Origin of the sequence: Amphritea sp. (assembly GCF_016744155.1) — a bacterium.
GTDB lineage: Bacteria > Pseudomonadota > Gammaproteobacteria > Pseudomonadales > Balneatricaceae > Amphritea.
Window position 1 is genome coordinate 12,919 of sequence record NZ_JADGEW010000004.1, and the last position, 26,280, is coordinate 39,198.

Below are 26,280 nucleotides of genomic sequence, written 5' to 3' on the forward strand. Positions count from 1 at the left end.
ACTGCTTCAAAGAAGCAGTTCCTGTTCGATGGGGAAAAACTCGGTCGCCGAGCTGACTAACGAATTCGCTGTTAGTGCCGGCACCCCGTATACCTGGGCCTTCACGCCATACTTCCGTTTGATCCTTTCCAGTAATAGATCAAAATCACCATCGCCTGAGAGTAGAATAATAGTGTCTACTTCCGGAGCGGTGTCCATCACGTCGATGGCGATACCTACATCCCAGTCGCCTTTGGCAGAACCGTCGCTGCGCTGAATGTAAGGTTTTAGTTTTATGTTGAAACCGATATGTTTCAGGGCGTTCTGGAACTTCATCTGACTGTCGTCACCCCGATGAATGGCGTAGGCATTAGCGATAACGATCTCACCTTCAGCACTGATTTTCTGCCAGAGTTTACGGTAGTTAAATTGTCGTCCATACGCCTGACGGGTGGTGTAGTAGATATTCTGTACATCAACAAAGACAGCAATTCGATTCACAGGTATTCCTTAGGTTTTAATCTTTATCGAGCAACGAGCAACGGCTTTCTTACTGCTTTTCCAATTCTTCAATAAAGGCATCACGAATCAGGTTATTGCGAGCACCTTTACGGGTGATGGTGGTGTAATGAGTGGTAAAAGTGCGTTTCTCTGGCTGGACCGCTTTGAGCCGTCCTTCCTTAATCCATTGTTCAGCATAATGGGTGGGTAGAAAGCCGATATAACTACCACTGAGAATCAGAAAAGCGATGCCTTCCCGATCGGTAGAGCTGGCGCTGGCTTTCAGCATCGTTTGTTGCTGCTTTATCTCGGCTGATTGGGGGTAGGCGGGTAAAACGGCATCGTACTTAGCCAGTTCACTATCGCTCAAACTATCGTTATCGGTTTCAAACAGTGGGTGTTCGTTGCCGCAATAGAGCAGGGATTGTTCGTCATAGAGAGACAGGTAATTAAGGCCGGGCAGGGTACGCTGTTCAGACACAATACCGACCAGTAGCTGGCCATCCAACACTCCGGATTCAATATCTTTAGGTGGGATCATGCGAATATTGATAGTTACTTCAGGTCCGCGTGCTTTCAGTGCTGCAAGGGCCCGGGTAATGCGCATATGTGGCACAGTGATCATATTGTCGGTAATACCAATATTTAACTCACCTTTGAGTTCAGTATTGATTGCGTTGATACGCGCACGAAAGTTTTCCAGCCCGCCCAATAACTGCAATGTCGCATCGTATGCTTCTTCGCCTTGCTCGGTCAAAGCAAAGCCAGCTCTGCCTCGATTACAGAGGCGCATATTGAGTAGGCTTTCCAGCTCAGATATAGCTAAACTGATAGCGGGACGACTTATATTCAGTTCCACTTCAGCCGCTGAAAAACCGCCACTTTCGACCACGGCCTTATAGATACGTAGTAGCCGGATATGGGCATCGCCAAGCTGCCGTGGCAACAGGTTTTCTCGTCGGGACATGTACGCCTCTATATGAAAGTCTTAATAGGTTTGTTAATGGTTAACTTTAAGTAAATAAGTATGGATTTAATAAACTTAGTTGTTGGCGATAATAGAGTCAACCGAAAATAACAACACAACACTGAGATTGGTTAGTTAACGGACTGCGTAAAACCTAAAGCGTAGCCGATACCAATAAGCTCAAAATTGAGGTGAGATTCTATGACTGATACCACCAAACGCTGCGGCCTGAGTCAGGCGCAACTAGATGCACACTGGATGCCGTTTACTGCGAATCGCAGTTTTAAGCAGGACCCACGCCTGATCGTTTCAGCAGAAGGGAATTACTATACCGATGCTGAAGGTCGCAAGATCTTCGATGGCCTGTCTGGCCTGTGGACTTGCGGTGCAGGTCATAGCCGTCCGGAAATTACCGAGGCTGTGAGCCGACAGTTGAAGGAGCTGGATTATTCTCCGGCATTTCAGTTTGGTCACCCTAAATCATTTGAGCTGGCGCATCGCATTTCTGAACTGATGCCAGACGGCATGAACCGTGTGTTCTTTACCGGTTCGGGTTCTGAGTCGGTTGAGACCGCATTGAAGATCGCCCGTGCATACTGGCGTAAAAAAGGTATGGCCAGCAAGACTCGTTTTATTGGTCGGGCTAAAGGCTACCACGGTGTTAACTGGGGTGGCATCAGCGTTGGTGGTATCGGTGGTAACCGGGCTACTTTCGGTCAGGGTATCGATGCGGTTCATCTGCCTCATACAATGCTGCCGGAAAATCTGTTTACCCAGGGTATGCCTGAAACCGGTGCCCATCTGGCAGATGAGCTAGAGCAACAGATTGCTATGTATGACGCTTCAAATATCGCGGCAGTGATTGTTGAGCCGTTAGCGGGCTCTGCGGGTGTGATTCCACCACCAAAGGGCTACCTGAAGCGTCTGCGTGAAATCTGCGATAAGCATAATATTCTGCTGATTTTTGATGAGGTTATTACTGCTTTTGGTCGTATGGGCTCAAATACCGGGTCAGAAGAGTTTGGTGTAACGCCTGACATGATGACGGTAGCCAAGCAGCTGACCAACGGTGTAGTGCCGATGGGTGCGCTGATTGCTAAGCAGGAAATTTACGATACTTTTATGGAAGATGCCGGCCCTGACTATATGTTAGAGCTGCCCCATGGCTATACCTATTCTGCACATCCAGTGGCTTGCGCTGCTGCTCTGGCATCGCTGGATATTCTGGCTAATGACAAACTGATCGAGCGGGTTAATTCTATCTCACCTCAATTCCAGGAGATGGTACATAGCCTCAAAGGTACACAGTATGTTGCGGATATTCGCAACTACGGTCTGGCTGCGGGTATTACTATCGAGTCGGCACCGGGTGAGCCAGCACTGCGTCCTTACCAGATCGCGATGAAGTGCTGGGAGAAAGGTTTCTATGTTCGCTTCGGCGGAGACACTATTCAACTAGGTCTGCCGTTTACGACAGAACTGGGAGAGATAGATAGCCTGATTAATGCCTTGGGTGAATCAATCAACGAACTTTCCTGAAGCTGAAGGTAGCTATTGTGCCTGGCCAGATGATGCTTTCTGGCCGGCGCTCATGACGCTATCTATAGCCTCAGTATTTTGACACAACAGATTAAATACTGCCGTTTGCAGTAAATAATAAATAAATATATTAAGAGTATAAAGCTATGACAATTATCGGCCATCTGATTAACGGCGAGATGCGTGATGACGCAGCCCGTACCCAGGACGTATTCAACCCATCCACTGGTGAAGTAACTAAGCAGGTTGCGCTGGCAAGTGTTGAAACTGTTGAAGAAGCGATTGCTGCTGCACAGGCTGCTTTCCCTGCATGGCGTAATACACCACCGGCAAAGCGTGCTCAGGTGATGTTCCGTTTTAAAGCGCTACTGGAACAGAATGCTGACAAGATCTGCGCCATGATTGGTGAAGAGCATGGCAAGATTTCTCACGATGCAATGGGTGAGCTTCAGCGTGGTATTGAAAACGTTGAGTACGCTTGCGGTGCACCTGAGCTGCTGAAAGGCGAGCATAGCCGTAATGTTGGACCAGGTATCGATTCCTGGAGTGAATTCCAGCCATTGGGCGTCGTTGCGGGTATTACACCGTTCAACTTCCCAGCGATGGTTCCGCTGTGGATGTACCCTATGGCGATCGTTTGCGGTAACACTTTTATACTGAAGCCTTCTGAGCGTGATCCAACCGCTACTACCTTTATTGCACAGTTGTTGCAGGAAGCGGGTCTGCCAAAGGGTGTCATTAACGTCGTAAATGGCGATAAAGAAGCAGTTGATGTTCTGCTGACTGATGAGCGGATTAAAGCGGTAAGCTTTGTTGGCTCTACACCGATTGCTGAATACATTTACAGCACTGCTAATGCCAACGGTAAGCGTTGTCAGGCACTGGGTGGCGCTAAGAACCACGCGATCGTAATGCCGGATGCGGATATGGATAACGCTGTAAACCAGTTGTTGGGTGCTGCATTTGGCTCTTCTGGCGAGCGTTGTATGGCTCTGTCTGTTGCGGTTGCCGTGGGCGATGACGCTGCAGACGCGCTAGTTGCGAAAATGAGTGCCGGTATGGAACCTTTGAAAGTTGGTGCTTACAGCAATAGTGATAACGATTTCGGTCCGGTAATCACTCGTGCACACCAGCAGAAAGTAAATGGCTTCATCGACAGTGCAGAAGCTGACGGTGCGAAGATTGTTGTTGATGGTCGTAACCCAGACGTTGCGGGTTATGAAAACGGCTTCTTCGTTGGTGCTACCCTGATCGACGGCGTTACTGCTGAGATGCAGAGCTACCAGGAAGAGATCTTCGGTCCGGTACTGCAGATTGTACGTGTTGATACGATGGAAGAAGCGATGCAGCTAATCAACGATCACGAATATGGTAACGGTACCTGTATCTTTACCCGTGACGGTGAAGCAGCACGTTACTTCTCTGACAATATCCAGGTGGGCATGGTCGGTATTAACGTACCACTGCCAGTACCCGTGTCTTACCACAGCTTCGGTGGCTGGAAGCGTTCTTTGTTTGGTGATCTGCACGCTTACGGTCCTGACTCAGTACGTTTTTACACTAAGCGTAAGACGATTACTCAGCGCTGGCCTTCCAGCAGTATGCGTGAAGGTGTTTCTTTCGCATTCCCTAGTTAATCACCAATGTAAGATTGGCTAGACCGTTGAATATGTTTGCTTTGCTAGAGTGTCGCAGTGCGACCTGCTAGTGGTCAGACAAAACGGTCTAGGCTTCTTTTTGCTTTCCTCTTGTTTTGAGCGATAAGGAAACAAGTTTTACTCCTGAGTTTCTTTTATTCCGCCATTTGCCGGTTCCTGTACATACAGGTGCCGGCTTTTTTTTGTCTGGTTGTTAATAATCTTAGGCGTGTCAGTTCGCCGCGATAAAGTCATATATCTTATCTACGACTTTATCTTCGATTCCCAGGAAACCGTGATAAGAGAGGCCCTTACAGGAATCGCCAGTTTCCCTGCCACCTTGAAAGATAATAACCTCAGCGCTACTGGCGTTGACTAATTTATCTTTGATCAGCTCAGCACCTTCTGGTGGTGTATTTGCACAGCCGTCATTCTCATGGGTGGCAATAAGAGTCGGTTGAGTAATCTTTGCAAGATCCATCATGACTACGGATTTACCACCCTTATTACGCTTACTCATGCTGGATGTCAGCACCAGACCGGAAACCTGTTGAGCGCTATTAATCGTAATATGGGTTGCTGATTCTGTACCGCGGCTAGTGCCTACCAACCAGACCGGAATATCTGCCTGCTGCTTCAGATAGGCAATAACTGCGTCAATATCGGTGACATGCTCCTCGCTGCTACGAAAGCCTTTGAACATGCCTTTCATCTTTTGCTTATCAGATGGCGCATCAACCACCGCAACCATCAGACCTTTATCAGCGAACAGACCCCTGGAGCGGACCAGAAAGTTAGTTGTGCCAGCGCCCAGAGAGGGAGTGCCAAACACTGACGAAAGCTTAAGAGTACCTGCGCCGCCGCTGAATAGAATTACACTGGCAGTGGGGTTGTCCGGTTTGATCAGGATAAATTTTTGGGTTACGTCGCCGCGAGTTTTCAGGCTGACAAGTTCTGCAGCGGATACAGAGTAGGAAGCTAAAGTGAGGAGCAGGATTAAGAAGTTGCTTAACAGTCGCATAGTCATTCCATGTATTAAAGCACCTGCGAACAAGTCTGCAGGTTACTTAGATGCTGTTATTAAAGAGGTTCAGATAAAGAAAACAGACCTGAATCAGTATTATCATCGGTCAGGGCTGTATGAAAAACAATCAGACTAAGGCCGTTATATGGCCAGTCTGGAAGGAGCTTTAACTATTCTTTTGCTATGATAACCCTGTTTATATGAGTTCAGGGATAGTGTTACAGCTAACCGCCATGGAGGGTGGAAATGGTAATTCGTAATGGGCTGATTTTGTTAATCAGCTATCTAATCACGTCATTTAGTTATGCAGATAAACCGGCGTTGCAGTTGGCGACAGTCTACTCGCCCGGGCTTGATGTCTCTCGTTATTGGGTTAGTGAGAAACTTGATGGAGTACGCGGTTACTGGGATGGCCAGCAGTTGCTAACCCGCCAGGGTTATCGCATTGATGCGCCGGACTGGTTTATTGCACCGCTACCCGAACAATCACTGGATGGCGAGTTATGGATAGGACGGGGGCAGTTTGATACAGTCTCTGCGCTTATCCGAAGTAGCTATGTTGGAGACAATAAAGGCCGCGATAACCGCTGGCGACAGGTGAAATTTATGCTATTTGATCTGCCACAGTTCCCCGGTGCTTTTAGTCAGCGACTTACGCGATTAAGAGGCGTTATTGATGAGGTTGATCGGGACTGGATTCAGACGGTGTATCAACGGCAGTTGGCCAGTGATACAGCGTTAATGGATTGGTTAGAACAGGTAGTTGCTGGTGGCGGTGAAGGGTTGATGTTGCATCATGAAGAGGCGATTTATAAGCAGGGGCGTAGTGCAGATCTGCTGAAGTTGAAACAGTGGCAAGATGCAGAAGCGATGGTTATAGGTTATCAACCGGGCAGAGGTAAATATGCCGGTATGCTGGGTTCATTAGTGGTGGAAACGGCTGATGGAATACGCTTCAAATTAGGCAGTGGATTCAGCGATGCTCAGCGCAAGAATCCGCCTGCAATCGGCAGTCAGGTTACCTATAAATATACCGGCGTCAGTGCCAGAGGTGTGCCCCGGTTTGCCAGTTTTATGCGAGTTCGCAGATAATGAGCACAGCGCTTTAAAATCTTTATAGCAGAGATCTATATGACATATGAATAGAGTTGAATCATTAAGCCAGATTATCAGTTTTGGTGAACGCAGGGAGCAAGCCTATTCTTGTCTAGTGGGTGGTTCTCTTGAAAGTAGTTGCGAGCAGGTTGTCGTAACTAAACAGCAGCTTGCTGAAGTGTTAAACAAATATATCCTTGGCGATATCTGCACCGATGATCTTGAAGAGTGGGCGATGTTTGTTGAGTGCCGTGATGATATCGATCACGCCACAATTGAAGATTATATATATGCTTTGTCTAATCCATCTGTGATGGGAGAAATTGATAAAGATAAGATAGTTCAGATGGCGCAGCTGCTGACGGATGTATAACAATTATCAAGCCAGCTTAATTTATTCAATAGTGTTTGCCCTGTCAGATTAGAATCAAGTGAGTCACGTAAATAAAAACCGGGCATGGAGCCCGGTTTTTTTATGGCTATCGACCGTTGATTAGTAACCCAGTAATAACTTAGGCAGGAAGAGTGACAGTTCCGGCACAAAGGTCACCAGGAATACCATCGGCAAGTGGCCCAAACAGAGGAATTTCAAGGTCGGTTTGATATATTTATCTAACGATAACTTTCCGACCCCTCCTGCCATATAGAGCATGGGCGCACAGGGGGGCGAAACATTACCCAGTCCCAGGTTCACACCCACAACCGCTGCGAAGTGGATCGGATCTATACCCAGTTGATTAATGATCGGCAGGAAGATAATCGCGGCAAGTACGCTGCCAGAAATATCATCCACTATCATGCCGATAAGTAGCAGCAGGATATTGATCAGAAATAGCAGTACGTACTTGTTATCCGATACCTGGAGTAAAGCGTCTGCCAGATCGCGGGGCACCTGCTCCAGAATCATGGCGCGGCTCATAATAAACAGGAAGAACAATACCGCCATAATTGAGCCGGTCATGGTCACCGCTCGTACGGTCACTGCTCCTAAGTTGCTTAGAGACATCCCTTTGTAGATAAACAGACCCACCGGAATAGCATAGATAACGGCAATAGCAGCCGCTTCAGTGGGTGTTGCGATGCCACTATAGATAGCACCGAGAATGATCAGTGGCATGAGTAGCGCAAAGATTGCGTTGTAGCTGGTTGTTGCGACTTCTTTGGCTGCTGCTTTAAAGGCCAGTGGTGGATCGACTTTAATATCGGGATTATCACGCAGGAACCAGATGTTCAGTACGCAGTAAATGACGGTCAGCATGATGCCCGGAATAATGGTTGACAGAAATGCCGCGCCTACCGATAAGCCACCGGTGATTGAAAACACGATCATCGGAATGCTGGGGGGAATCAGCAATGCCAATACCGAAGAGCAGGCTACCAGCGCGGTGGCATGCCCCGGTGGATAGCCTTCGCGAATCATCCTTGGAATCATGATCTGACCAACGGCTGCGATCGCCGCGGACGAGCTGCCGGATATGGCACCAAATAGCGCACAGGTAAGCACCGTCACAGCGCCTAAGCCGCCTTTAATTCGTCCTACCAGAGAGTTTACAAAGTTAAGTAGTCGTTCTGATATTCCACCTTCAGCCATTAAAAGACCGGCAAATATAAACAGTGGCAGAGCCAATAGGGCAAAGCTACTGGCGGTTTTAAACCCGTGCGGAATCAGGAACGAAATATCGTTACCGGTGGTGTAGGTAAAGAGAATTGCGCCGATACCGAAGGCAAAGGCTACCGGGATCTCGATCAGGATCAGGATAACGACAATCAGCATTGAAATTAGAAACAGAGTCATCGTTTAATCCTCCTGTTTATTCGGTTGGCGGGGCATTTTGCATAATGCGCGGAATTCAGTAATGGTTTCGAGCAAGAAGTAGCCCACCATCATGGCAAATCCTACGACCATGCTGGCGCTCCAAAGGCCACGGGGCCAACGCAGGTTGACGCTTAAGCGGCCACGATCTATCTCTTTTAGCGCGTATTTACAGGCAAAGTAGCCAAAGATGCAGGCGGCAATCATGCAGGTTATTGAGCCAGCAAAGCGAATAATGCTTACTTTGTAGGGGTCTTTTACTACCAGGCTTACAATACCGCCGTGGATATGTTCGCGTACCCGGGTGGCATAGCCCATACCGAGGAAATAGATCCATACAGCCAATAGGACAGCTACTTCTTCTATTCCAGTGAAGGGAGATTGGAATACGTAGCGCATGATGACTTGCGAGAACATCAGTACAGCCAGGCCCAGGCCAGCTATCATCATCATCCCACGGAACGTCCAGTTCAACAGGCGTTCAAAGCGGATCAGATAGTGGTCAATCTTGTTGTTTGATTGAACAGGTATGGCGTGTAGGTGAGGTGGAATTGGATGGGTACTGAGGTCAGGATCGTAATCATAGATCTTGGCTTCACCCACCGGTTTTACAACGGTATTCAGTTTTTCTTTTTGCATAGTACTGATCCTGAATTAGTATCCGGACGATATCACCCTCGAGGCCCCTGTGTTCTGCCAACAGGGCAGAACAGAGGGGGAGGGTGATACCGAGACAGTTAACGTCGGGATGGATCAGTTGATACCGGCAATATCGCGCATCATGTTCATGATCTCAGGACCAACAATCTTTTCCATGAATGGCCATTCATTCTTATAGAGAATAGCTTTTGCCTTATCCATCTGTTCAGGAGTCAGTTCAACTACGTTGATACCTTCGTCACGAACTCGCTTCAGGAAGCCTTCGTCAATTGCTTGTGCTTCATCCCAAACTTTGTTGAGGGTTACGTCAGCAGCTGCCAGCAGTTTTGCACGCTCATCAGCCGGCAGGTCTTCCAACCAGGATTTGTTGACTACCCAGAATGCGTGCTCAAAGTAGTCCTTGGTCAGGATGTAAGCGGACAGTACGTCGCGCATCTGCCAGATCTCTACGGATGGGCCAAACGCACGGCCATCAACGGTGCCTAGCTGTAAGCCTGTGTATAGCTCAGAGAATGGCATAGGTACTGCGGTGAAGCCCCAGTTATTGAAACGCTCAATGCCGATTGGCACTGGTGGTACGCGCATCTGGATACCTTTGGTATCTTCCGGGAAGTTGACGGGTACGCGATCTACGCCTTTACGGATAGCAACTGAGCCGAAGCCGGTAGGAATAGTTCCCAGTACGACCAGATCAAGATCGGCCATGATGTTGTTATATACATCGGTCATCTTACCGTTCGGGCCATAAACTTTGCGTGCGTCATCCCAGTTATCAACCACGTAACCCAGCCATGAGATGTCCAGGCGTGGATCAAATTCGGATGCAGCAAAGGTCATGCTCATCGGAACGACACCATCCATGCTTTGCTCGAAGATAGATGCCCAGTCACCCAGGTCGCCGCCTGGATGGTAATCGACTTCCATACCAGAACCCTGCTTTGCCAGCTGTTCTGTAAAGGAAGTAGATGCCAGGTGAAATATGTGATCAGTAGGGTAGGCGTGGGCTAGCATAAAGTCATCGCCGGCCTGTGCAGACTGAATTGCCGGCACTGATAGTGCTGCGGTAACGGCACAGGTAGAGATAAGGTTTTTCAGAGATTTGTAACTTGTCATAGCGACCTCTAATATTTTTTTTATGGTCTTTCTTAAGCACTGCCATCGGCCGTTTCTGTTTATAACAGACCTAGTTAAGATGGAGCAGGTGACATTCTGCGCTATGAGTTTGGTTAGTTAAATTACGAATTTATATATTTAACTTAAGTGAAAGCTTAACTTTAATCTTTATCAATACCCTTATCTGGGTACGGGATTTAAATGAAGCAATTAAGGGACGTTTTATGATAAAAAAGGCATCGCATTAAAGTAGTCTGTCGTAATTATTTATTGTAAATAACCGGAGGGTTGAACAACGTTATGCTGTTAGCACAAGGAGTGCTTAACACTGGCAGTAGCTTGATGACTTGTCGGGTGTCACTGAAGTGATCGGCGATATCGTTAGTCAGGCATTGTATCTCTACCCCCACGAGGGTATGCCCTGATGCTTAAATCGCAGACTATAATTAGGTTGTCTTAATAATTTCGAGTAGTAGTAATGCAGGAACTTCAATATTCCGAGCAACGTGGACAGTTTTCAACTGATTTCTGTCATGGCTTGTCTATGTTTGGTGCCCTATCAGACGATAGCCTTGATTTTATGTTACAGCGGGGGCGGCTTTTGCAGGTAGATGCGGGTGAGACGCTGTTCAGCGTCGGTGATAAATCTGACATGTTTTATGTCGTGTTAAAAGGGGCTGTGCGTTTCTTTCAAGCTAAAGATGAAAGTGGCATTAAGGTGCCATTGCGTAAATACCAGGTCGGTGAACAGGTGGGATTTGTTGGCATGATAGGTCTGCATCAACGACGTGGTGACGCACTGATGGAAGAATCCGGTTATTTGATGGAGATCAGTGCTGAACTGTTCCATCAATTGTGTGAGAAATTTCCTGAAATGTTCCAGATTTTCCTGATAAATATTGCCCGGGAAATGAGCCGAGAGATCAGCCATTTGGACCAGATGTATATTGATAAAGATTAATATCGGGGCTCAACTTTCCCTGCTTTACCATTCCTGGTTCTTACTCTCTTTGCTGTTTAATGTTCATGGCCAGTATTTAAAGGCCAAGCCTCGGAATGTTCCTCATACAACAGCACAAGCTACAGATATCGTTTTATATTACCGGGCTAAGTAATAGCTGTGGTCTGATCTAGCGGCGCTATTTTTACTTTACGTTTACGGTCGCCTAGTTCCGCAATTAGCATGGCGGCAATAATCAGTCCTGCACCGATAAAGCCTTTGCTACCCAACTCTTCTTCCAGAAAAAACCACGCAGCAAGGTAGGCAAATACTGGCTCTGTCGCAAAGATTAGCGCGACTTTGTGAGATTCTAATATCTGTTGGCAAGCTGACTGAGCCCAGTAAGCGTAGGCGGTACCTAAAACGCCTGAGATGAGAACTGCGCTGATAATGATGGGGCTCACCGCAAGATCTTGCCAGCTAAGGGGTGAAGAACCGGCGTGATAGAAAGCGGGCTCAGAACTTAACCCTGCCGATACTGAACTATAGATAGCCACAGCAAACAGCTGCAGAATACTCAAGGGTATAACGGGAAGCTTGTCGACGAATCGACCGGTCAGAATGATATGAATGGCAAAGCAAAATGCGCAGATAAGCACCAGAACATCACCCTGATTAAATTCTAACTTATCACCAATAGTGAGCAGATAAAGTCCGCAGGTGGCGATGATCATTCCGATCCAGACTGAGATGGCGGCACGGGTTTTAAAGAGAAGAAAGCCTAATAGAGGGACCAGAGGTACATTCATCCCGGTGATAAAACCGGCGTTGGAAACCGAGGTGTAACGCATACCCTCTGTCTGGGTGTAGAAACCAGCAAATAGAAGCAGACCGAGTAAAGCACTGGCGCCCAGCAGAGGGCGCCAGCACATATCTGCATATTGCTTACGCGTCAACCAGAGCAGTGGTAATAATGATAAAGCTGCCAGTAAAAAGCGCACACTGTTAAACGTATGCGTGGGTATCAACTCGATTGCCAGATCTATCAGAACAAACTCTGCTCCCCAGATAAAGCTTACTAATAGCAATAGAATGACAGCCATTCGCGGAGATCTGATAAGCATCGATTGTCCTTTTCCATAATCTGAAAATGGAGGCTAGGCCTCCATTTTATCTATTATGTGGTTTAGCCGCTTAGGCTACGCTGAAACCTAGTATTAATAGAGATATAAGTGCAATGACTGCTCCGATCATCGCATAGGGTATCTGACTCAGGGCATGTTGCATCGGTGTACAGCCAGAACCTTGGGAGGAGAGCACAGTGGAGTCACTGAAGAAGCAGGCGTGGCTACCGAATGCTGAAGCAGACAACAGAGCACCAACTGTTAACGGCATCGACATATCCAGGCTGATTGCCATAGGGATGACGATCGGCAGGGATACGACGAATACACCCCAGCTGGAACCCGTGGCGAAAACGACTGCAGCCATAGAGACGAAAACTAATGCCGGTAATAGTTCTTTAGAGAGGTAGGGTGCCAGTGAGTCGATGATGTACGGCGTCATACCCAGTTGATCGTTGACCTCTTTAACCATGAAACCTGCACAAACAACGGCGATAGGGTGAAGCATGACCTTAAAGCCATCTAACATGGAGTCGACCAGCTGTCCGAAACTCATTAGGCGCTGCCAGAAGTACAGAACCATCGTGAACATAGAGGCAACCAGAGCTCCCAGTAATAGATCAATTTCGTAGTAGACGCTTGCCGCAACCAGAACCGCCATCGGCATCAAAAAGTTGAGTAGGCCAACAATCGGTGCTGTTTTTTTCATGGCCGAGGTATCAAAACCATCCTGCTGGATACCAGGAGGAATCGGCTGACCTGCCTGGGCGCGCTTCTCCGCTGTTTTCATGGTGCCAAAGTCGCCTAAGATACCTGCAGCAACCAGGAAAACGACTAATAGAGCAGCCCAGCCGTAAGCCATATAAGGAATAGACTCGATATAGAGGGACATACCCTTGCCTTCAGGGGTAGCGCCGTTCTCTTCTAACAGAGCCGCAAAGTAAACTGCCCAGGTTGATACGGGCACTAGAATACAGACAGGAGCTGCCGTTGAGTCGACCAGAAAGGCCAGTTTTTCACGGGAGATCTTGTAGCGGTCAGTCAGGTTCTTCATTGAGGCGGATACCGCCAGAGAGTTCAGGTAGTCATCGATAAAAACCATGATTCCCAGAGTGCAGGTGGTCAGCATAGTGCCGCGCTTGGTTTTGATTCGCTTGGCCAGCATCTCGCCAAAACTAAGGACACTTCCACCCCGTTCCAGCATATTGATCAAGCCTCCCATCATGCCGCATACCAAAACAATCCAGGCGATGGTTTCATCCATCACAACGTTGATTGATAAATCTCCTAAGCCTGACACTATATTGGTTGGATCTAATAGCAACAGGCCGGCAATAATGCCGGCAAAAATAGATTCCAGTGGTTTTTTGGTAATGACTGCGACAAATAGGATCAGCAGCGCAGGTAGCAAACTATAGAAGCCATAAGGCTCGCCTTCGATATGTTGAGTCGACAAATAAGCGAAAAATGCCATGATCGAACCAAAGAAGATTATCCACTTTTGTGGGCTATTCGTGGTTTCATTTACCGTGCAGGTAAAATTGCTATCTGCTCCCGGTTGAGCGATATCAGAACTCATAAAAACACCTTATGTTGTATTTCTTATAACTGTTATTTTGGTCTTACTGCATTCACTGCGCTGATTCAGAGCGCTACTGTTAGCAAGGAAATTATTTAGATTCCCAGCTTATCCCGCAGGGTGTAATACCAAGCGCCCATTGCAGTGTAGGGGATGCGCAAAGCACGGCCGCCCGGGAAGGGATATTGCGGCAGGCCGGCAAATATATCGTAACGTTCAGCCTGACCCTGGATCGCGTCGGAGAGTACTTTGCCCGCCAGGTGTGAGCTGGTGACACCGTGGCCGCTATAGCCCTGGGCGTAGTATATGTTGCTGCCGATCCGGCCGAATTGAGGCAGACGCATCAGGGTTAGCAGGAAGTTGCCGGTCCAGGCGTAATCAACTTTGACGCCTTTGAGTTGTGGAAAGGTTTTTAACATATTCGGCACGATAAGTGATTCGATCTTGTCCGGCTCGCGGGCTCCGTAAGTGACGCCACCACCATAGATCAGGCGGCCATCGCCGGACAGACGGAAATAGTCCAGCAGGTAGTTACAGTCTTCGACACAATTACCCTGGGGTAAGAGCTCTTTCTGCTGAGCTTCGGTCAGCGGTGCAGTAGTGATTACCTGAGTACCACAGGGCATCGCCTTCTGTTCCAGCTTGGGAATCAGGCCACCCAGATACGCGTTACCAGCCACAACGACAAAATCGGCGGTTACCGAACCCTTATCGGTGAAGATGACCGCTTTATTACCCTCCTGAACCCGGGTGACAGCAGAGTCTTCGTAAATCACTCCGCCCAGGCTTTCCAGTGCGGCTGCCTCGCCCAATACCAGATTAAGTGGATGGAAGTGGCCGCCACTTTTGTCCAGCAGGCCACCTTTGTAACGTGATGAACCTACGTGGTTCTGAATAGTCTCTTCTGAAAGCATTTCCAGCTGGCTATGGCCATGGGCTTCCCAGAGTGCTTTTTTCTGTTCCATATCTTGTAGCTGTTTGCTGTTGCAGGCTGCAAAAATCCCACCCTCTTTAAGGTCACACTTAATATTGTACTGATCGACAAAGCGACGGATGATTCTGCCACCCTCGAAGGCCATCTTGCCCATCTCAGTACCGGTATGCTTTCCGTAATGTTTCTCAATAAAGTCGATATCGCGGCTGTAGCTGTGAACAATTTGGCCGCCATTACGGCCCGAGGCGCCGAAGCCAATTCTGCTGGCTTCCAGTACGACAACTTTAAAACCCTGTTCAGCAAGGTGAAGTGCAGATGACATACCGGTATAGCCTGCACCGATAACACAGACATCGGCTGTGATATCTTCATTTAATGAGGCGCGAAGCGATTTATCATTAGCGGAAGCGGCATAGTATGACGTTGTGTGAGATGGAGTTGTCATATAAAGAAACCTGTATTACGACCCAGCGTGGGTATTGGTGATATGTGCCGGGACGTAAAATGAAAGTCCGCAGCTTGGTATATGCCACTACAATAATATTTTGCAGCTGTAGAGAGCTATACCTATCAGGGGATAGAAGAGTGTTGGTGTTACCTACTCGCCGTGTAGGCGCCGATATCAGACGAGTATTAATAAGGGGGGGCAATTTCTGTATCAGCGTGAATGCTACGGATAGTCTCGAGAAACAGGTCTCTGGCCCGGTTTGGCTGAGCAGATTTTTTACTGATAACAGCCACTCCTAAACGGAAGCTCTTAAGTTGTCTGGCAATGGATTTTAACTGACCACGTTCCACATAGGGAAGGGCGACTTGCTCCGGCAGAAAACTGATAAAGAAGCCGGACATTAATAACGCGATTCTGGATTCATAGTGATAAGAACTGGCTGCCAGGTTCATGTGAGCCAATTGATGGTAGACCTCTTCATGGGGTTTTAAACCGGCATGGACTAGCTTACTGCTGTTGATTATGTCTTCCGTTATTTCCGCCTCTGGTAGATTGAACAGAGGGTGTTCATGGCCGCAGTATATGTAGTTTACATCGGTAAAAAGGTGGATATAGTCGAGGCCTTCAAACTGGCGATGGTAGGGAATTATCGCGATATCAACTTCGTTATTCAGAACCAGTTTTTCCATCACGGTCATATGTTCGACTTCAACTTTCAGTTCAACATCCGGTGCTTGTTGATAAAATTGTCGGAATATCTCGGTTACTTTACAGCGCGGATCTGTACTGAAGGTGTCGCTTAACGCAATTTTGAGTAACCCGGCTGGACTTGAGCCTAAATTATTAATGGTATTACGAAATTGATTCAGTTGTTCGAGAAGCTGATTAGTTTGCTGGTATACAACGGCACCTTCCTCGGTTAATGAAAACCCCGCTCGTCCTCGTTTACACAACGTCATATCCAGGCGTGATTCCAGTGCGGCAATATGATTACTAATAGTGGGACGACTGATATTTAGTTCTGTTTCAGACGCCGAAAACCCGCCGCAATCGACAACCGCTTTGAAAATTTTCAATTGCTTTATTTCAATGTCACCCAGCTGTCCCAATGCAAATTTAGTCACTTACTGCCTCTTTTTCTCTCGTTCAGGTCCTATAACCAAGCTCTAATAACGGAGTTATTGTTCGTATATTCTATACCTATGGAGAGGTGTTGCGTAAAGCTTTTCAAACGTTTGGGTGGATTTGTCGTGATTTATCGATTCACCGTGATTTGTAAGGATTGGGGTACAGAGAGTTTATTCCGATCAATAACTAATAAGAACTGTAGGGTAAAGCATGATTAAAAACCTTAAGAAAAAGCTATCTACATCTGCGTTAGCAGTAACGTTAGGCCTGGCTACGCTGGCAGCAGATGTATCTGCAGCAGAGCATAACTGGCGCTTTAGCAATCTGTATGGCCGTGGTACTGCTTTCGGTGAAGTTTACGAGAGTCTGGCTAAGAATATTGAAACCGCTTCAGAAGGCCGTATTAAGGTTCAGGTTCTGTACTCCGGTGAAGGTGTCGGTACAAGTGGTCTGTTGGGTGCAGTTAAGTCCGGTCTGGTCACTATGGGTGCGCCTTTCCAGTCTATGCATGCCGGTGAATTACCTGCAGGTGTTGTAGAGATCGGCCTGCCAGGTGGTACTGATGATCCGGCTGAGCTACAGGCGCTTTTTCATGATCAGGGTTGGGATAAAGTCCTGACTAAAGCTTACGGTTCACAAGGTCTGGTTTGGCTTGAACCTTACATCCAGCCACCGGTTTACATCCTGACTAAGAAAGAAATTAAGTCCGCTGCAGACTTTAAAGGTCTGAAAATCCGTGCGCCGGGTGCTTACGGTAAGTTCCTGCGTAACCTGGAAGCGTCACCTGTTTCTTTGTCCTGGAGCGAGATTTATACCTCTCTGGCAACGGGCGTAATCGATGGTTCTATCGGTAGTAACATGATCGATCACCGCGATGGTAACCACGTTGAAGTGGCTAAGTACATGTACAAACTACCGTTGGCGGGCGCTCAGGTGCTGCCAATCGTTGTTAACCGTAGTGCCTGGAAGAAACTGCCAGAAGATCTGCAGGCTGTAGTACGTAAAGCAACTGAACAGCATGCAGCTGACCAGCTGCGTTTGTCTAAGAAGTGGGAAACTGAAGCGGTTGCCGAGATGGAAGCTAAAGGCCTGAAGTGGAGCCCAGAGCCATCTGACGCTGATCGTAAAGCATGGGCTGATGCAGGTGCTGGCCTGTGGGATGAATATGCCGCAGCGGATAAGTACAGCAAAGAGCTGATCGATATCCTGCGTGCAAATAGCAAGTAAGCATTTTCAGTAAGCTAAAAAGGGGTGCAGCTGTGCCCCTTTTTTTATTGCAGGTGTCGTTATGTTTAAGAAAATACTAATAAAATTCTGTTTTACTATTGATTGGGTGGTTCGCCAGGCAGGCCTGCTAGCGTCTTTCATCATGCCTGTGCTCGCGTTTGTTGTCGCCTATGAAGTGTTCTCTCGCTACGTCCTGGGCAGCCCTACGATCTGGGCATTTGATCTATCCCTGTTTATGTTTGGTTATCTTGCGGCTCTCGGCGGTGCGTATGCGCAGCAACAACGAGCCCACATCAATGTAGATATTCTCTATCTGAAAGTTTCCCACAAAACCCGCTGCATTTTTAATCTGATCTCATTCTCGTTAGCCATTTTCTTCCTGGTGGTCATCGTCATGATGAGCTGGGGAAAGTATGAAGAAGCGATTGAGTTTGATTACCGCCGACAAAGTGAGTGGGCTCCACCCATGTTTCACTTCTGGATCATGATGATGGTCGCTAGTGGTTTATTTATTGCCCAGTTGGCAAGAGACATGTTGGCCGAGCTGTATTTTCTTCTGACCAGTACAGCGCTTATTGAGGAGGCTCAGTGATGGGTATCGAACTATTAACGGTAGTATTACTGCTATGCATACTGGTGTTCTTCGCGTTAGGCGCTCAGGTGGGACTGGCATTGGGCGGTATCGCCATGATGATCGGTTATATGACCTGGGGCGATGGAATATTCAATGTTATACCCACGACGCTTGAATCAACCTACTTCAGTTTTATTCTGTTGGCGATTCCCCTCTATATCTATATGGGGCAGTTGCTGACTAAGTCGGGTATCGGCGATGCGATGTTCAATTTCAGCCAGATGTTGATTGGCCGTGTGCGTGGATCGCTGGCAATCAGTGTTATCGGTGTTTGTTCAATGATCGGCGCAATGGTGGGCATTATCGGCGCAGGTATTATGACCTCCGGTAGTATCGCACTACGCCCGATGTTGGAACGGGGTTATAACAAGCGTCTGGCTCTGGGTGTCATCATGGCCGGTGGAGGCCTGGGTATCCTTATTCCGCCCAGTATTCCGATGATTATGTTTGCGGCGTCAACGCAAAACTCAGTGGGCCGGATGTTCCTGGGTGCGATGATGCCTGCACTGCTGACAGTGGTGATGATGGTGCTCTATGTTGGTATCAGCTGCTGGCTGTATCCGGAGCGTGCGCCACGGGATATGGATAATAAAGATATCGTTAAGCTGGAAGGGCGGGAAAAATTCAAGATTGCCCGGGACGGCCTGTTCTCAATACTGCTAATTGTGGCGGTACTGGGCAGTATTATCAGTGGTATCGCAACGCCAACTGAATCCGGTGCTATCGGCGTAGTGGGTGCGTTAATTCTGGCGGTTATGTTTAAGCGCTTTAAGCTGGATATGTTCCTGCATTCCGGTTTCCAGACCGCCGCATTGGTGAGCGTCGCGATGTGGATTATCTTTGGCGCTTCAGTCTTCAGTAACTTCCATCTGTTGATGGGTGTGCAAAGCATGGTGGCTGACTTTACAGGCACCCTCGATTTGCCGCCGATCATGATCATTATCATGTTCCAGCTGATCATGCTGTTGTTGGGCTTCATCATTGATGAGTTCATCATCGTGTTGATGTGTGCACCGCTATTTACGCCGATTGCAGTGTCTCTGGGCTACGATCCAATCTGGTTCGGTGTGTTGATGATTCTGAATATTCTGATTGCGGTACAAACACCACCCTATGGTTTTGCACTGTTCTATCTGAAAGGGATAGCACCTCCTGAGATCGGTATGTCAGAGATCTACAAGTCAGTAGCGCCCTTTATTATGTTGAATCTGACCGTGCTGATTCTCTGTATGGTGTTTCCAGAGATTGTGCTCTGGTTACCGACACTAGTGATGGGTTGAGGAAGTAATTATGTACAAAAATATTCTAGTGCCTCTGGATCTGTCTCATAAAGAACAGGTTGTCGAGTTAGGGCAGATAGCCGCATCACTGGCTGCCGGAGGGAACGCTGATCTGAATTTACTTTATGTTGATCAGAGCTTTGTGCACCGAGCGGGAAATCCTCAGTTTGATGAGAAAACCCATGAGGGGCATCGTAAAGACGCTCTTAAAGAGATGGAGGGGTTGTTGTCTGAGCTGCCAGAGAGCCTTCGCGTGAGTACCATCTATCGTAGTGGCCCTGCCCATGATCAGATTCTGGAAACGGCTAATCAGCTTAATGCCGATGTCATAGTAATGATGGCCCGTAAACCGGGTATCAGCAGCTATTTCATCGGGTCTAATGCTGAACGGGTGGTGCGTCATGCGCCTTGCTCGGTCTTTATCGTACGCTGCGATGAATCAGATAGTTGATTCACTCAGGCATTCGGTAAAGCGTTGAATAATTAACTGGTTTTTCTGGCGGTTACGCCAGATCGCTTTGAATTGGTTGCTGTAGCCGTACTGCTCAATTAACAGGGGACGAAGATCGTTATCAAGTCCCCAGTTACTGACCAGATGGCGGGGCAGGAATCCCAAATAGTGGCCACTCAGAATAAGCGTGGCCCGAGCTTCCTGGTGATGGGCTTTGGCCTGTTTATTCCACAGTTTCATTTCTGGATGTATCTCCCTACCTGGCATAAGGCGAGGTGACTCAACAAAACGATACTGGCGAAGCTCCTCTGCACTAATATTATCTTCACGGATAAACAGAGGGTGGCTCTGACCACAGTACAACAGCATCTCTTCGTCGAAGAGGTGCAGACTGGTGAGTTCGGGGTAGGACTGATGAGTAACGGTAATGCCGATGTCGATCTGATTGTTGAGAAGTGTTGAGATGACTTCATCGGAGCTCATGATACTGATGCTAATATTTACATCAGGTGCTAATTGAGAAAAACGGTCCAGTGCTTTTACAATACCTGAATTATGAGCGCCCAGCATATGTTCGGCAAAGCCCAGATGAAGATCCCCCAGAATTCGGTGATGACTTTGGTTGATGGTGTTTTTAAATTGATCGATAGCGCTTATCAGTTCTAACGTTGCGTTGTAAACGGTTTGACCCTGCTCTGTGAGTGAAAATCCAGCCCGGCCCCGTTCACATAAGCGCATATCAAGCCGTTTCTCCAAATCAGATATGTAGTTTGAAATCGTGGAGTTAGCCAAATTCAGCTGAATTTCAGCGGCAGTAAAACCACCGCATTCAACGACAGTTTTGAAAACTCTCAGCAAGCGCAAGTCCATATCTGCCAGCTGACCGGAGAGGGCGGCTTTTTTGCGTCCCATAGCACGTTGTACCTTTATGTTTGTATATTCAAATGTAAATAATTGAAAGTAATTATATAAGCAAAAGAGTTGCCGATCTATAAATAGGTTAATAGCTAAGCCGCTTGAACGGCTATGTGTAAGAGATGAGATAGAGAATGACATTAGAACTTAAAGACAGAGCGTTGCTCCGGACTCAGGCTTTTATCAATGGCCAGTGGGTTAATGCTGATAGTGGAGACACTTTTGCTGTTACTGATCCTGCTACGGGCGAACACCTGGCAGATATCGCCAGCGTAGGTGCAGATGAAACCCGCAGGGCCATCGAAGCGGCTCAAATCGCTATGTCTGAATGGAAGGCGTTGCCAGCAAAAGAACGCAGCGATGTGTTAGAAACGTGGTATCAGCTGATCATTGAAAGCACCGAAGATCTGGCGGTGATTATGACCGCAGAGCAGGGCAAGCCTTTGGCTGAGTCTCGTGGTGAGATCGCCTACGGTGCTTCGTTTATTAAGTGGTTTGCCGAAGAAGGGAAACGGGTTTACGGCGATATTATTCCTACCCCGCAGACAGATCGTCGTGGTGTTGTCGTTAAACAGCCTATTGGTGTGGTGGCTGCTATTACGCCCTGGAATTTCCCTAATGCGATGATTACCCGTAAAGCGGGTCCAGCTTTGGCGGTTGGTTGTGCCATTGTGTTGAAGCCTGCTGCTGAGACGCCTTTGTCTGCATTGGCATTGGTTGAGTTGGCAAATCGTGCGGGTATGCCAGCAGGCCTGTTAAATGTGTTGCCTGGTATGGATGCGCCAGCGATCGGTGGAGAGATGACTTCGAATCCTATCGTTAAGAAGCTTACTTTCACCGGCTCTACACCGGTAGGTAAATTGCTGATGAAACAGTGCGCTGATACTGTTAAACGAACGTCTATGGAGTTAGGTGGCAACGCACCGGTCATCATTTTTGATGATGCTGATCTTGATCTGGCCGTTGCGGGTGCTTTAACTGCTAAGTATCGTAACTCTGGTCAAACCTGTATCTGTGCCAATCGTCTGTTAGTACAGGAAGGGATCTACGATGCTTTCGTTGAGAAATTTAGTGCTGCGGTCAGCGAGTTCCGGATGGGTAATGGCTTTGATACCAACACCACGCATGGCCCGGTGATTACCGTGAAAGCGGCTAAAGATATCGATGCTAAAGTTAAGAATGCGATTGAAGAGGGCGCAACCGTAGTTATCGGTGGTCAGCCTGGTGAGCAGGGCCCCTGTTTCTATCAGCCTACCGTGTTGACTAACGTAAACCGTTCGATGCGCGTATTCCGGGAGGAGATCTTTGGCCCAGTAGCGCCAGTATTTAAATTCAGTACAGAAGCAGAGGCTGTGCAGATGGCCAATGATACTGAGTTTGGCCTGGCTGCTTATGTTTATACCGAGAATATGGGCCGTAGCTGGCGCGTATCGGAAGCGATTGATTACGGTATGGTGGGTGTGAATGAAACCGCCATCAGCTCTGAAGTAATTCCGTTCGGCGGTGTTAAAGAGTCGGGGCAGGGCCGTGAAGGTTCTAAATATGGTCTGGATGATTATCTGGAAACCAAGTACATCTGTTTTGGCGCATTGCAGCGTTAAGCTGCGATTAGTGGAGAAGAATTATGAGTAATATTATTTACCCAACGACTAACCTGAAAGCAACTGAAACCCTGGTTATAGAGCGGGGCGACGGCGCCTATGTTTATGACAACGAAGGTAATCAGTATCTGGAAGGGCTGGCAGGGCTGTGGTGTACTTCACTTGGTTACAACAACCGTGAACTGATAGACACTGCGGCTGATCAGATGAGCAAGCTGTCCTACTCGCATATGTTCGGTGGTAAAACTCATCAAGTGGGCATCGATCTGTCCGAGAAGCTAACCGCAATGGTGCCGGTTGAGAATGCGAAGGTGTTTTTTGGTAACTCAGGAAGCGATGCTAACGATACCCATGTAAAGATGCTGCGCTATTACTTTAATGCCATCGGTAAGCCTGAAAAGTTTAAGATTATTGCCCGAGAGCGCTCTTATCATGGAGTGACGGTTGCCGCGGCGTCTCTGACCGGATTGCCACCTAATCATACCAATTTTGATCTGCCGTTTGATGCTCTGGGTGTTCTGCGAACCGATGCTCCGCATTACTTCCGTGGTGCGCTAGTAGGTGAAACTGAAGAGCAGTTTGTGGACCGTATCGTTAATAATCTGGAACAACTGATCCTGAAAGAGGGCGCGGATACAATCGCAGCCTTCATCGCTGAACCTATTACCGGTGCCAGTGGCGTTATCGTTCCTCCAAAAGGTTACTACCAAAAGGTTCAGGCGGTACTAAACAAGTACGATATTCTGTTCTGGGCTGATGAAGTTATCACCGGCTTTGGCCGTACCGGTAATGATTTTGGCTGTACCACTATGGGGATTGAAAGTCCTGCACTGATGACTCTGGCTAAGCAGCTTTCATCCGCCTACATGCCGATTAGTGCCTCTGTTATTCGCGGTGATATCTATGAAGCGATGATCGAGCCAAGCGCTAAAGTCGGCGTATTCGGTCACGGCTATACCTACTCAGGTCATCCGGTAGCTGCTGCAGTTGCGCTGAAAACACTGGAAATCTACGAGCGCGATAATATCTTCGGCCATGCCGCTACATTGGGCGAGTATATGCAGAAACGTCTGCATGAATTCGCCGATCATCCGCTGGTGGGTGAAGTGCGTGGCGAAGGTATGATTGGTGCTGTGGAGATGGTTGCTGATAAGCGCTCTGGTGCGAGCTTTGAGGGCGGCGCAGTGGGTACTTTTGCGATGCAGTCATGTCAGAAGCACGGCATGATTACCCGTTCTGTTGCGGGTAATTCACTGGCATTCTGTCCGCCGTTGATTGTTACTGAAGCACAGATCGATGAGATGATTGAAAAGCTGGGTAAAGCGCTGGATGAAACGCTGGACTTCGTTACCCGTGAAGGCTTGATTGCTGCTTAATACAGTATTGAATAGCGTTTAATACTTTCTTGCACGATCGGGTCGGTTTGGAACTGGCTTGCCCGATGACCTCTACAGTTCCATTGCAACTTACATTCGCTGTTGGAATGGTTGAGTTGTTTCTTGTCGAGCACTGGTCCTAACGGATCTCTTTGTTTGGGGGCTTTATGCCCCTTTTTTTTGTCTTTTTACTAAGCCCTATTTTGAGTCGAATCAACGGATTCAGTGAAACGGTAGCAGTGTTCGTGGAAGTGGTTATACTGCGAAACATTGAACTGCTGTTGTTCTTGAGTCAGTACCAAGCTGAGCAGATATGCGCTAACCCCATTAAAGCTTATAAATGGACTTACGACGAGTACTCAGATGACAATTGACCTGCACTCCCCACTTAAACAATTTTTTGGTTTTGACCAGTTCCGCCAGGGGCAGGAGCAAACGGTCAGTCAGCTGCTCAATGGCAACTCTTCGCTAGCCATCTTTCCCACCGGCTCGGGTAAATCACTTTGTTATCAGTTAACCGCAACACAGCTTCCGCATCTAACGCTGGTGGTGTCTCCTCTGTTGGCGCTGATGAAAGATCAGTTAGAGTTTCTGGCCCAAAAGGGCATTCCTGCCGCCAGTATTGATTCAACACTAACACCGGACCAGAACCGCCAGGTGATGAGTGATATACGTAACGGCACAACGAAAATTCTGATGGTATCGGTGGAGCGGTTTAAGAATGAACGTTTCCGACAGTTTATTCAGTCAGTTCCGGTATCAATGCTGGTGGTAGATGAAGCACACTGTATCTCTGAGTGGGGTCATAACTTTCGACCAGACTACCTTAAACTACCTGCTTATAGAGAAGCGCTTAATATCCCTTTGGTGTTGTTGTTAACGGCCACCGCAACACGGCAAGTAAAGCTGGATATGGCGCAAAAGTTTGATATTAGTGAAGAGCATATTGTTCAGACAGGTTTCTATCGTCCAAATCTAGACCTGACGGTACTGCCGGTCTCCAGTGCGGGTAAAAATAGTCAGTTGTTGCAATCGATCAGGGAACAGCAGGGGCCGGGTATCGTCTATGTGACTTTGCAACACAGCGCTGAGCAGGTTGCAGGATTTCTGCTTCAGCAGGGAATTAACGCTAGCGCCTATCATGCGGGTTTTGAAGATCAGAAACGTCAAAAGATCCAGTCTGATTTTATGTCCGGTCGCATTAATGTTGTGGTGGCGACCATCGCCTTTGGTATGGGGATTGATAAAAGTAATATCCGCTTCGTTATACATTATGACCTGCCTAAATCGATTGAAAACTACAGTCAGGAGATCGGTCGGGCGGGGCGGGACGGATTGCCATCTAACTGCATCACGCTGGCTAATTTGGACGGTTTGAATACGGTCGAAAATTTTGTCTATGGAGATACTCCCGAACTCAGTGGCATCGAGCATGTTCTGGATAATATCCGCAATGAGTGTCAGAGCAGTCAGTGGGAATTACAGCTACATGGGCTGTCTACTGCCAGTAATATCCGTCAGTTACCGATGAAAACCTTGCTTGTGCAACTAGAGTTGCTAGGTGTTCTGCAGCCGTTGTACGCCTATTTTGCCGATTTCAAATATAAATTATTACAGCCTGAGAGCCAGATACTAGAAGGCTTTAACGGTGAGCGAAAAGATTTTTTATCTTCAGTCTTTGCTAATACTCAGTTTAAACGAGTCTGGGGAGCCCTGGAATTTGAGGCTCTGTTCAGGGCTTATAACTGTGACCGTAAACGGGTTGTTTCGGCGCTGGACTACTTGCAAGAGCAGCGTCTGATCGAACTTGAAACAAAGAAAATTACTGAGGTATTTCAGATAAATCTGGCAGCGTTAGCTGATCCTGAACTGGGACAAAGACTATATGAGTATTTTGCGGATAAAGAAGAAAAAGAGATAAAACGCATCGCTGCACTGATCAGTTTCTTTGAGCTCGATAGCTGTTTGAGTCGTAACCTCTCGATCTATTTTGATGACCACGAAAGTGCTGAAAACTGCGGGCACTGTTCCTCGTGCAGAGGCTTGTCAGCACGTCTGGAATACTCAGTATCACCCAGCTGGCCTTCCGATGAACAACTCCAGAGTTATCTCTCTGGGTTGCGACAGCACCTCGCTGCGAAGCATTCAGAGACTATTTCGATTGATACCCAGTGTCGTTTCCTGGCGGGTATCAGTGTGCCGTTGTTTGCCCGTAACAAAGTTCGACAGTTGAGTGGCTTTGGGAGTTGCGAAAGTCTGAGATACGCTGATATTCTTAAAAAGGTCGAGTCATTGGGGTAAAGCAAGGGAAGGAT

At 47.7% G+C, this 26,280-nt stretch carries 23 protein-coding genes; 12 read left to right on the forward strand and 11 right to left on the reverse strand.

The window, feature by feature from the left end:
* Positions 1-6: 6 nt before the first annotated feature.
* Positions 7-480, reverse strand: a complete 474-nt coding sequence (locus QZZ54_RS04855) for an NYN domain-containing protein (protein WP_290699645.1) — start codon at positions 478-480, stop codon at positions 7-9.
* A 49-nt stretch (positions 481-529) separates the two neighbouring features.
* On the reverse strand, positions 530-1,447 hold the full coding sequence (locus QZZ54_RS04860; RefSeq protein WP_290699648.1) for a LysR family transcriptional regulator: 918 nt from the start codon (positions 1,445-1,447) through the stop codon (positions 530-532).
* Between the two features lie 201 nt (positions 1,448-1,648).
* Here QZZ54_RS04860 and QZZ54_RS04865 point away from each other — a divergent pair, with 201 nt between their 5' ends.
* The gene (locus tag QZZ54_RS04865) at positions 1,649-2,986 is read left to right on the forward strand and encodes an aspartate aminotransferase family protein (protein WP_290699651.1); all 1,338 of its coding nucleotides are present in this window, start codon (positions 1,649-1,651) and stop codon (positions 2,984-2,986) included.
* A 146-nt stretch (positions 2,987-3,132) separates the two neighbouring features.
* On the forward strand, positions 3,133-4,623 hold the full coding sequence (locus tag QZZ54_RS04870; RefSeq protein WP_290699654.1) for a CoA-acylating methylmalonate-semialdehyde dehydrogenase: 1,491 nt from the start codon (positions 3,133-3,135) through the stop codon (positions 4,621-4,623).
* 232 nt (positions 4,624-4,855) lie between these two features.
* On the opposite strand, the gene QZZ54_RS04875 is transcribed toward QZZ54_RS04870, so the two are convergent.
* Positions 4,856-5,644: an alpha/beta hydrolase gene (locus tag QZZ54_RS04875; protein ID WP_290699657.1), complete on the reverse strand. Its 789-nt coding sequence runs from the start codon at positions 5,642-5,644 to the stop codon at positions 4,856-4,858.
* 249 nt (positions 5,645-5,893) lie between these two features.
* Here QZZ54_RS04875 and QZZ54_RS04880 point away from each other — a divergent pair, with 249 nt between their 5' ends.
* Positions 5,894-6,739, forward strand: a complete 846-nt coding sequence (locus tag QZZ54_RS04880; RefSeq protein ID WP_290699660.1) for a DNA ligase — start codon at positions 5,894-5,896, stop codon at positions 6,737-6,739.
* Between the two features lie 46 nt (positions 6,740-6,785).
* Entirely contained in the window at positions 6,786-7,115 is a 330-nt protein-coding gene (locus QZZ54_RS04885) for a hypothetical protein (protein WP_290699663.1), read from the forward strand.
* A 120-nt stretch (positions 7,116-7,235) separates the two neighbouring features.
* Here the strand turns inward: QZZ54_RS04885 and QZZ54_RS04890 are convergent, their stop codons facing one another.
* The 3 genes from QZZ54_RS04890 to dctP form a co-directional block, all read right to left on the reverse strand.
* On the reverse strand, positions 7,236-8,537 hold the full coding sequence (locus QZZ54_RS04890; protein WP_290699665.1) for a TRAP transporter large permease: 1,302 nt from the start codon (positions 8,535-8,537) through the stop codon (positions 7,236-7,238).
* 3 nt (positions 8,538-8,540) lie between these two features.
* Entirely contained in the window at positions 8,541-9,194 is a 654-nt protein-coding gene (locus QZZ54_RS04895; RefSeq protein ID WP_290699667.1) for a TRAP transporter small permease, read from the reverse strand.
* 114 nt (positions 9,195-9,308) lie between these two features.
* Entirely contained in the window at positions 9,309-10,328 is a 1,020-nt protein-coding gene (gene dctP, locus QZZ54_RS04900; protein ID WP_290699669.1) for a TRAP transporter substrate-binding protein DctP, read from the reverse strand.
* A gap of 478 nt (positions 10,329-10,806) precedes the next feature.
* Between dctP and QZZ54_RS04905 the strand changes: the two genes are divergently transcribed.
* A complete protein-coding gene (locus tag QZZ54_RS04905) occupies positions 10,807-11,289 on the forward strand; it encodes a cyclic nucleotide-binding domain-containing protein (RefSeq protein WP_290699671.1) in 483 nt (160 codons plus the stop codon).
* Positions 11,290-11,435: 146 nt separating this feature from the next.
* On the opposite strand, the gene QZZ54_RS04910 is transcribed toward QZZ54_RS04905, so the two are convergent.
* The 4 genes from QZZ54_RS04910 to QZZ54_RS04925 all read right to left on the reverse strand — a co-directional run bounded on the left by QZZ54_RS04910 (position 11,436) and on the right by QZZ54_RS04925 (position 16,477).
* Positions 11,436-12,392: a DMT family transporter gene (locus QZZ54_RS04910; protein WP_290699674.1), complete on the reverse strand. Its 957-nt coding sequence runs from the start codon at positions 12,390-12,392 to the stop codon at positions 11,436-11,438.
* Positions 12,393-12,462: 70 nt separating this feature from the next.
* Positions 12,463-13,971 (reverse strand): Na+/H+ antiporter NhaC family protein, encoded by a 1,509-nt coding sequence (locus tag QZZ54_RS04915; protein WP_290699676.1) that lies wholly within the window; start codon positions 13,969-13,971, stop codon positions 12,463-12,465.
* Positions 13,972-14,066: 95 nt separating this feature from the next.
* A complete protein-coding gene (locus tag QZZ54_RS04920) occupies positions 14,067-15,350 on the reverse strand; it encodes an FAD-binding oxidoreductase (protein ID WP_290699679.1) in 1,284 nt (427 codons plus the stop codon).
* A gap of 188 nt (positions 15,351-15,538) precedes the next feature.
* Positions 15,539-16,477, reverse strand: a complete 939-nt coding sequence (locus QZZ54_RS04925) for a LysR family transcriptional regulator (protein WP_290699682.1) — start codon at positions 16,475-16,477, stop codon at positions 15,539-15,541.
* Positions 16,478-16,691: 214 nt separating this feature from the next.
* Between QZZ54_RS04925 and QZZ54_RS04930 the strand changes: the two genes are divergently transcribed.
* From QZZ54_RS04930 to QZZ54_RS04945, 4 genes are all read left to right on the forward strand, one after another.
* A complete protein-coding gene (locus QZZ54_RS04930) occupies positions 16,692-17,708 on the forward strand; it encodes a TRAP transporter substrate-binding protein (protein ID WP_290699685.1) in 1,017 nt (338 codons plus the stop codon).
* A gap of 61 nt (positions 17,709-17,769) precedes the next feature.
* On the forward strand, positions 17,770-18,300 hold the full coding sequence (locus QZZ54_RS04935) for a TRAP transporter small permease (RefSeq protein WP_290699688.1): 531 nt from the start codon (positions 17,770-17,772) through the stop codon (positions 18,298-18,300).
* Positions 18,300-19,622, forward strand: coding sequence for a TRAP transporter large permease subunit (locus QZZ54_RS04940; protein WP_290699691.1), 1,323 nt, complete (start codon positions 18,300-18,302; stop codon positions 19,620-19,622). The genes QZZ54_RS04935 and QZZ54_RS04940 overlap by 1 nt, the downstream gene beginning before the upstream one ends.
* 10 nt (positions 19,623-19,632) lie before the next feature.
* Positions 19,633-20,073 carry a universal stress protein gene (locus tag QZZ54_RS04945; protein ID WP_290699694.1) on the forward strand — a complete coding sequence of 147 codons (441 nt, stop codon included), beginning with the start codon at positions 19,633-19,635 and terminating at the stop codon, positions 20,071-20,073.
* Here QZZ54_RS04945 and QZZ54_RS04950 read toward each other — a convergent pair.
* A complete protein-coding gene (locus QZZ54_RS04950; protein WP_290699696.1) occupies positions 20,062-20,985 on the reverse strand; it encodes a LysR family transcriptional regulator in 924 nt (307 codons plus the stop codon). The genes QZZ54_RS04945 and QZZ54_RS04950 overlap by 12 nt on opposite strands.
* A 137-nt stretch (positions 20,986-21,122) precedes the next feature.
* Between QZZ54_RS04950 and QZZ54_RS04955 the strand changes: the two genes are divergently transcribed.
* From QZZ54_RS04955 to QZZ54_RS04965, 3 genes are all read left to right on the forward strand, one after another.
* Positions 21,123-22,589, forward strand: a complete 1,467-nt coding sequence (locus tag QZZ54_RS04955; protein WP_290699699.1) for an NAD-dependent succinate-semialdehyde dehydrogenase — start codon at positions 21,123-21,125, stop codon at positions 22,587-22,589.
* A 23-nt stretch (positions 22,590-22,612) separates the two neighbouring features.
* Entirely contained in the window at positions 22,613-23,965 is a 1,353-nt protein-coding gene (locus QZZ54_RS04960; RefSeq protein ID WP_290699701.1) for an aminotransferase, read from the forward strand.
* A 363-nt stretch (positions 23,966-24,328) separates the two neighbouring features.
* A complete protein-coding gene (locus tag QZZ54_RS04965; protein ID WP_290699703.1) occupies positions 24,329-26,266 on the forward strand; it encodes an ATP-dependent DNA helicase RecQ in 1,938 nt (645 codons plus the stop codon).
* Positions 26,267-26,280 lie beyond the last annotated feature (14 nt).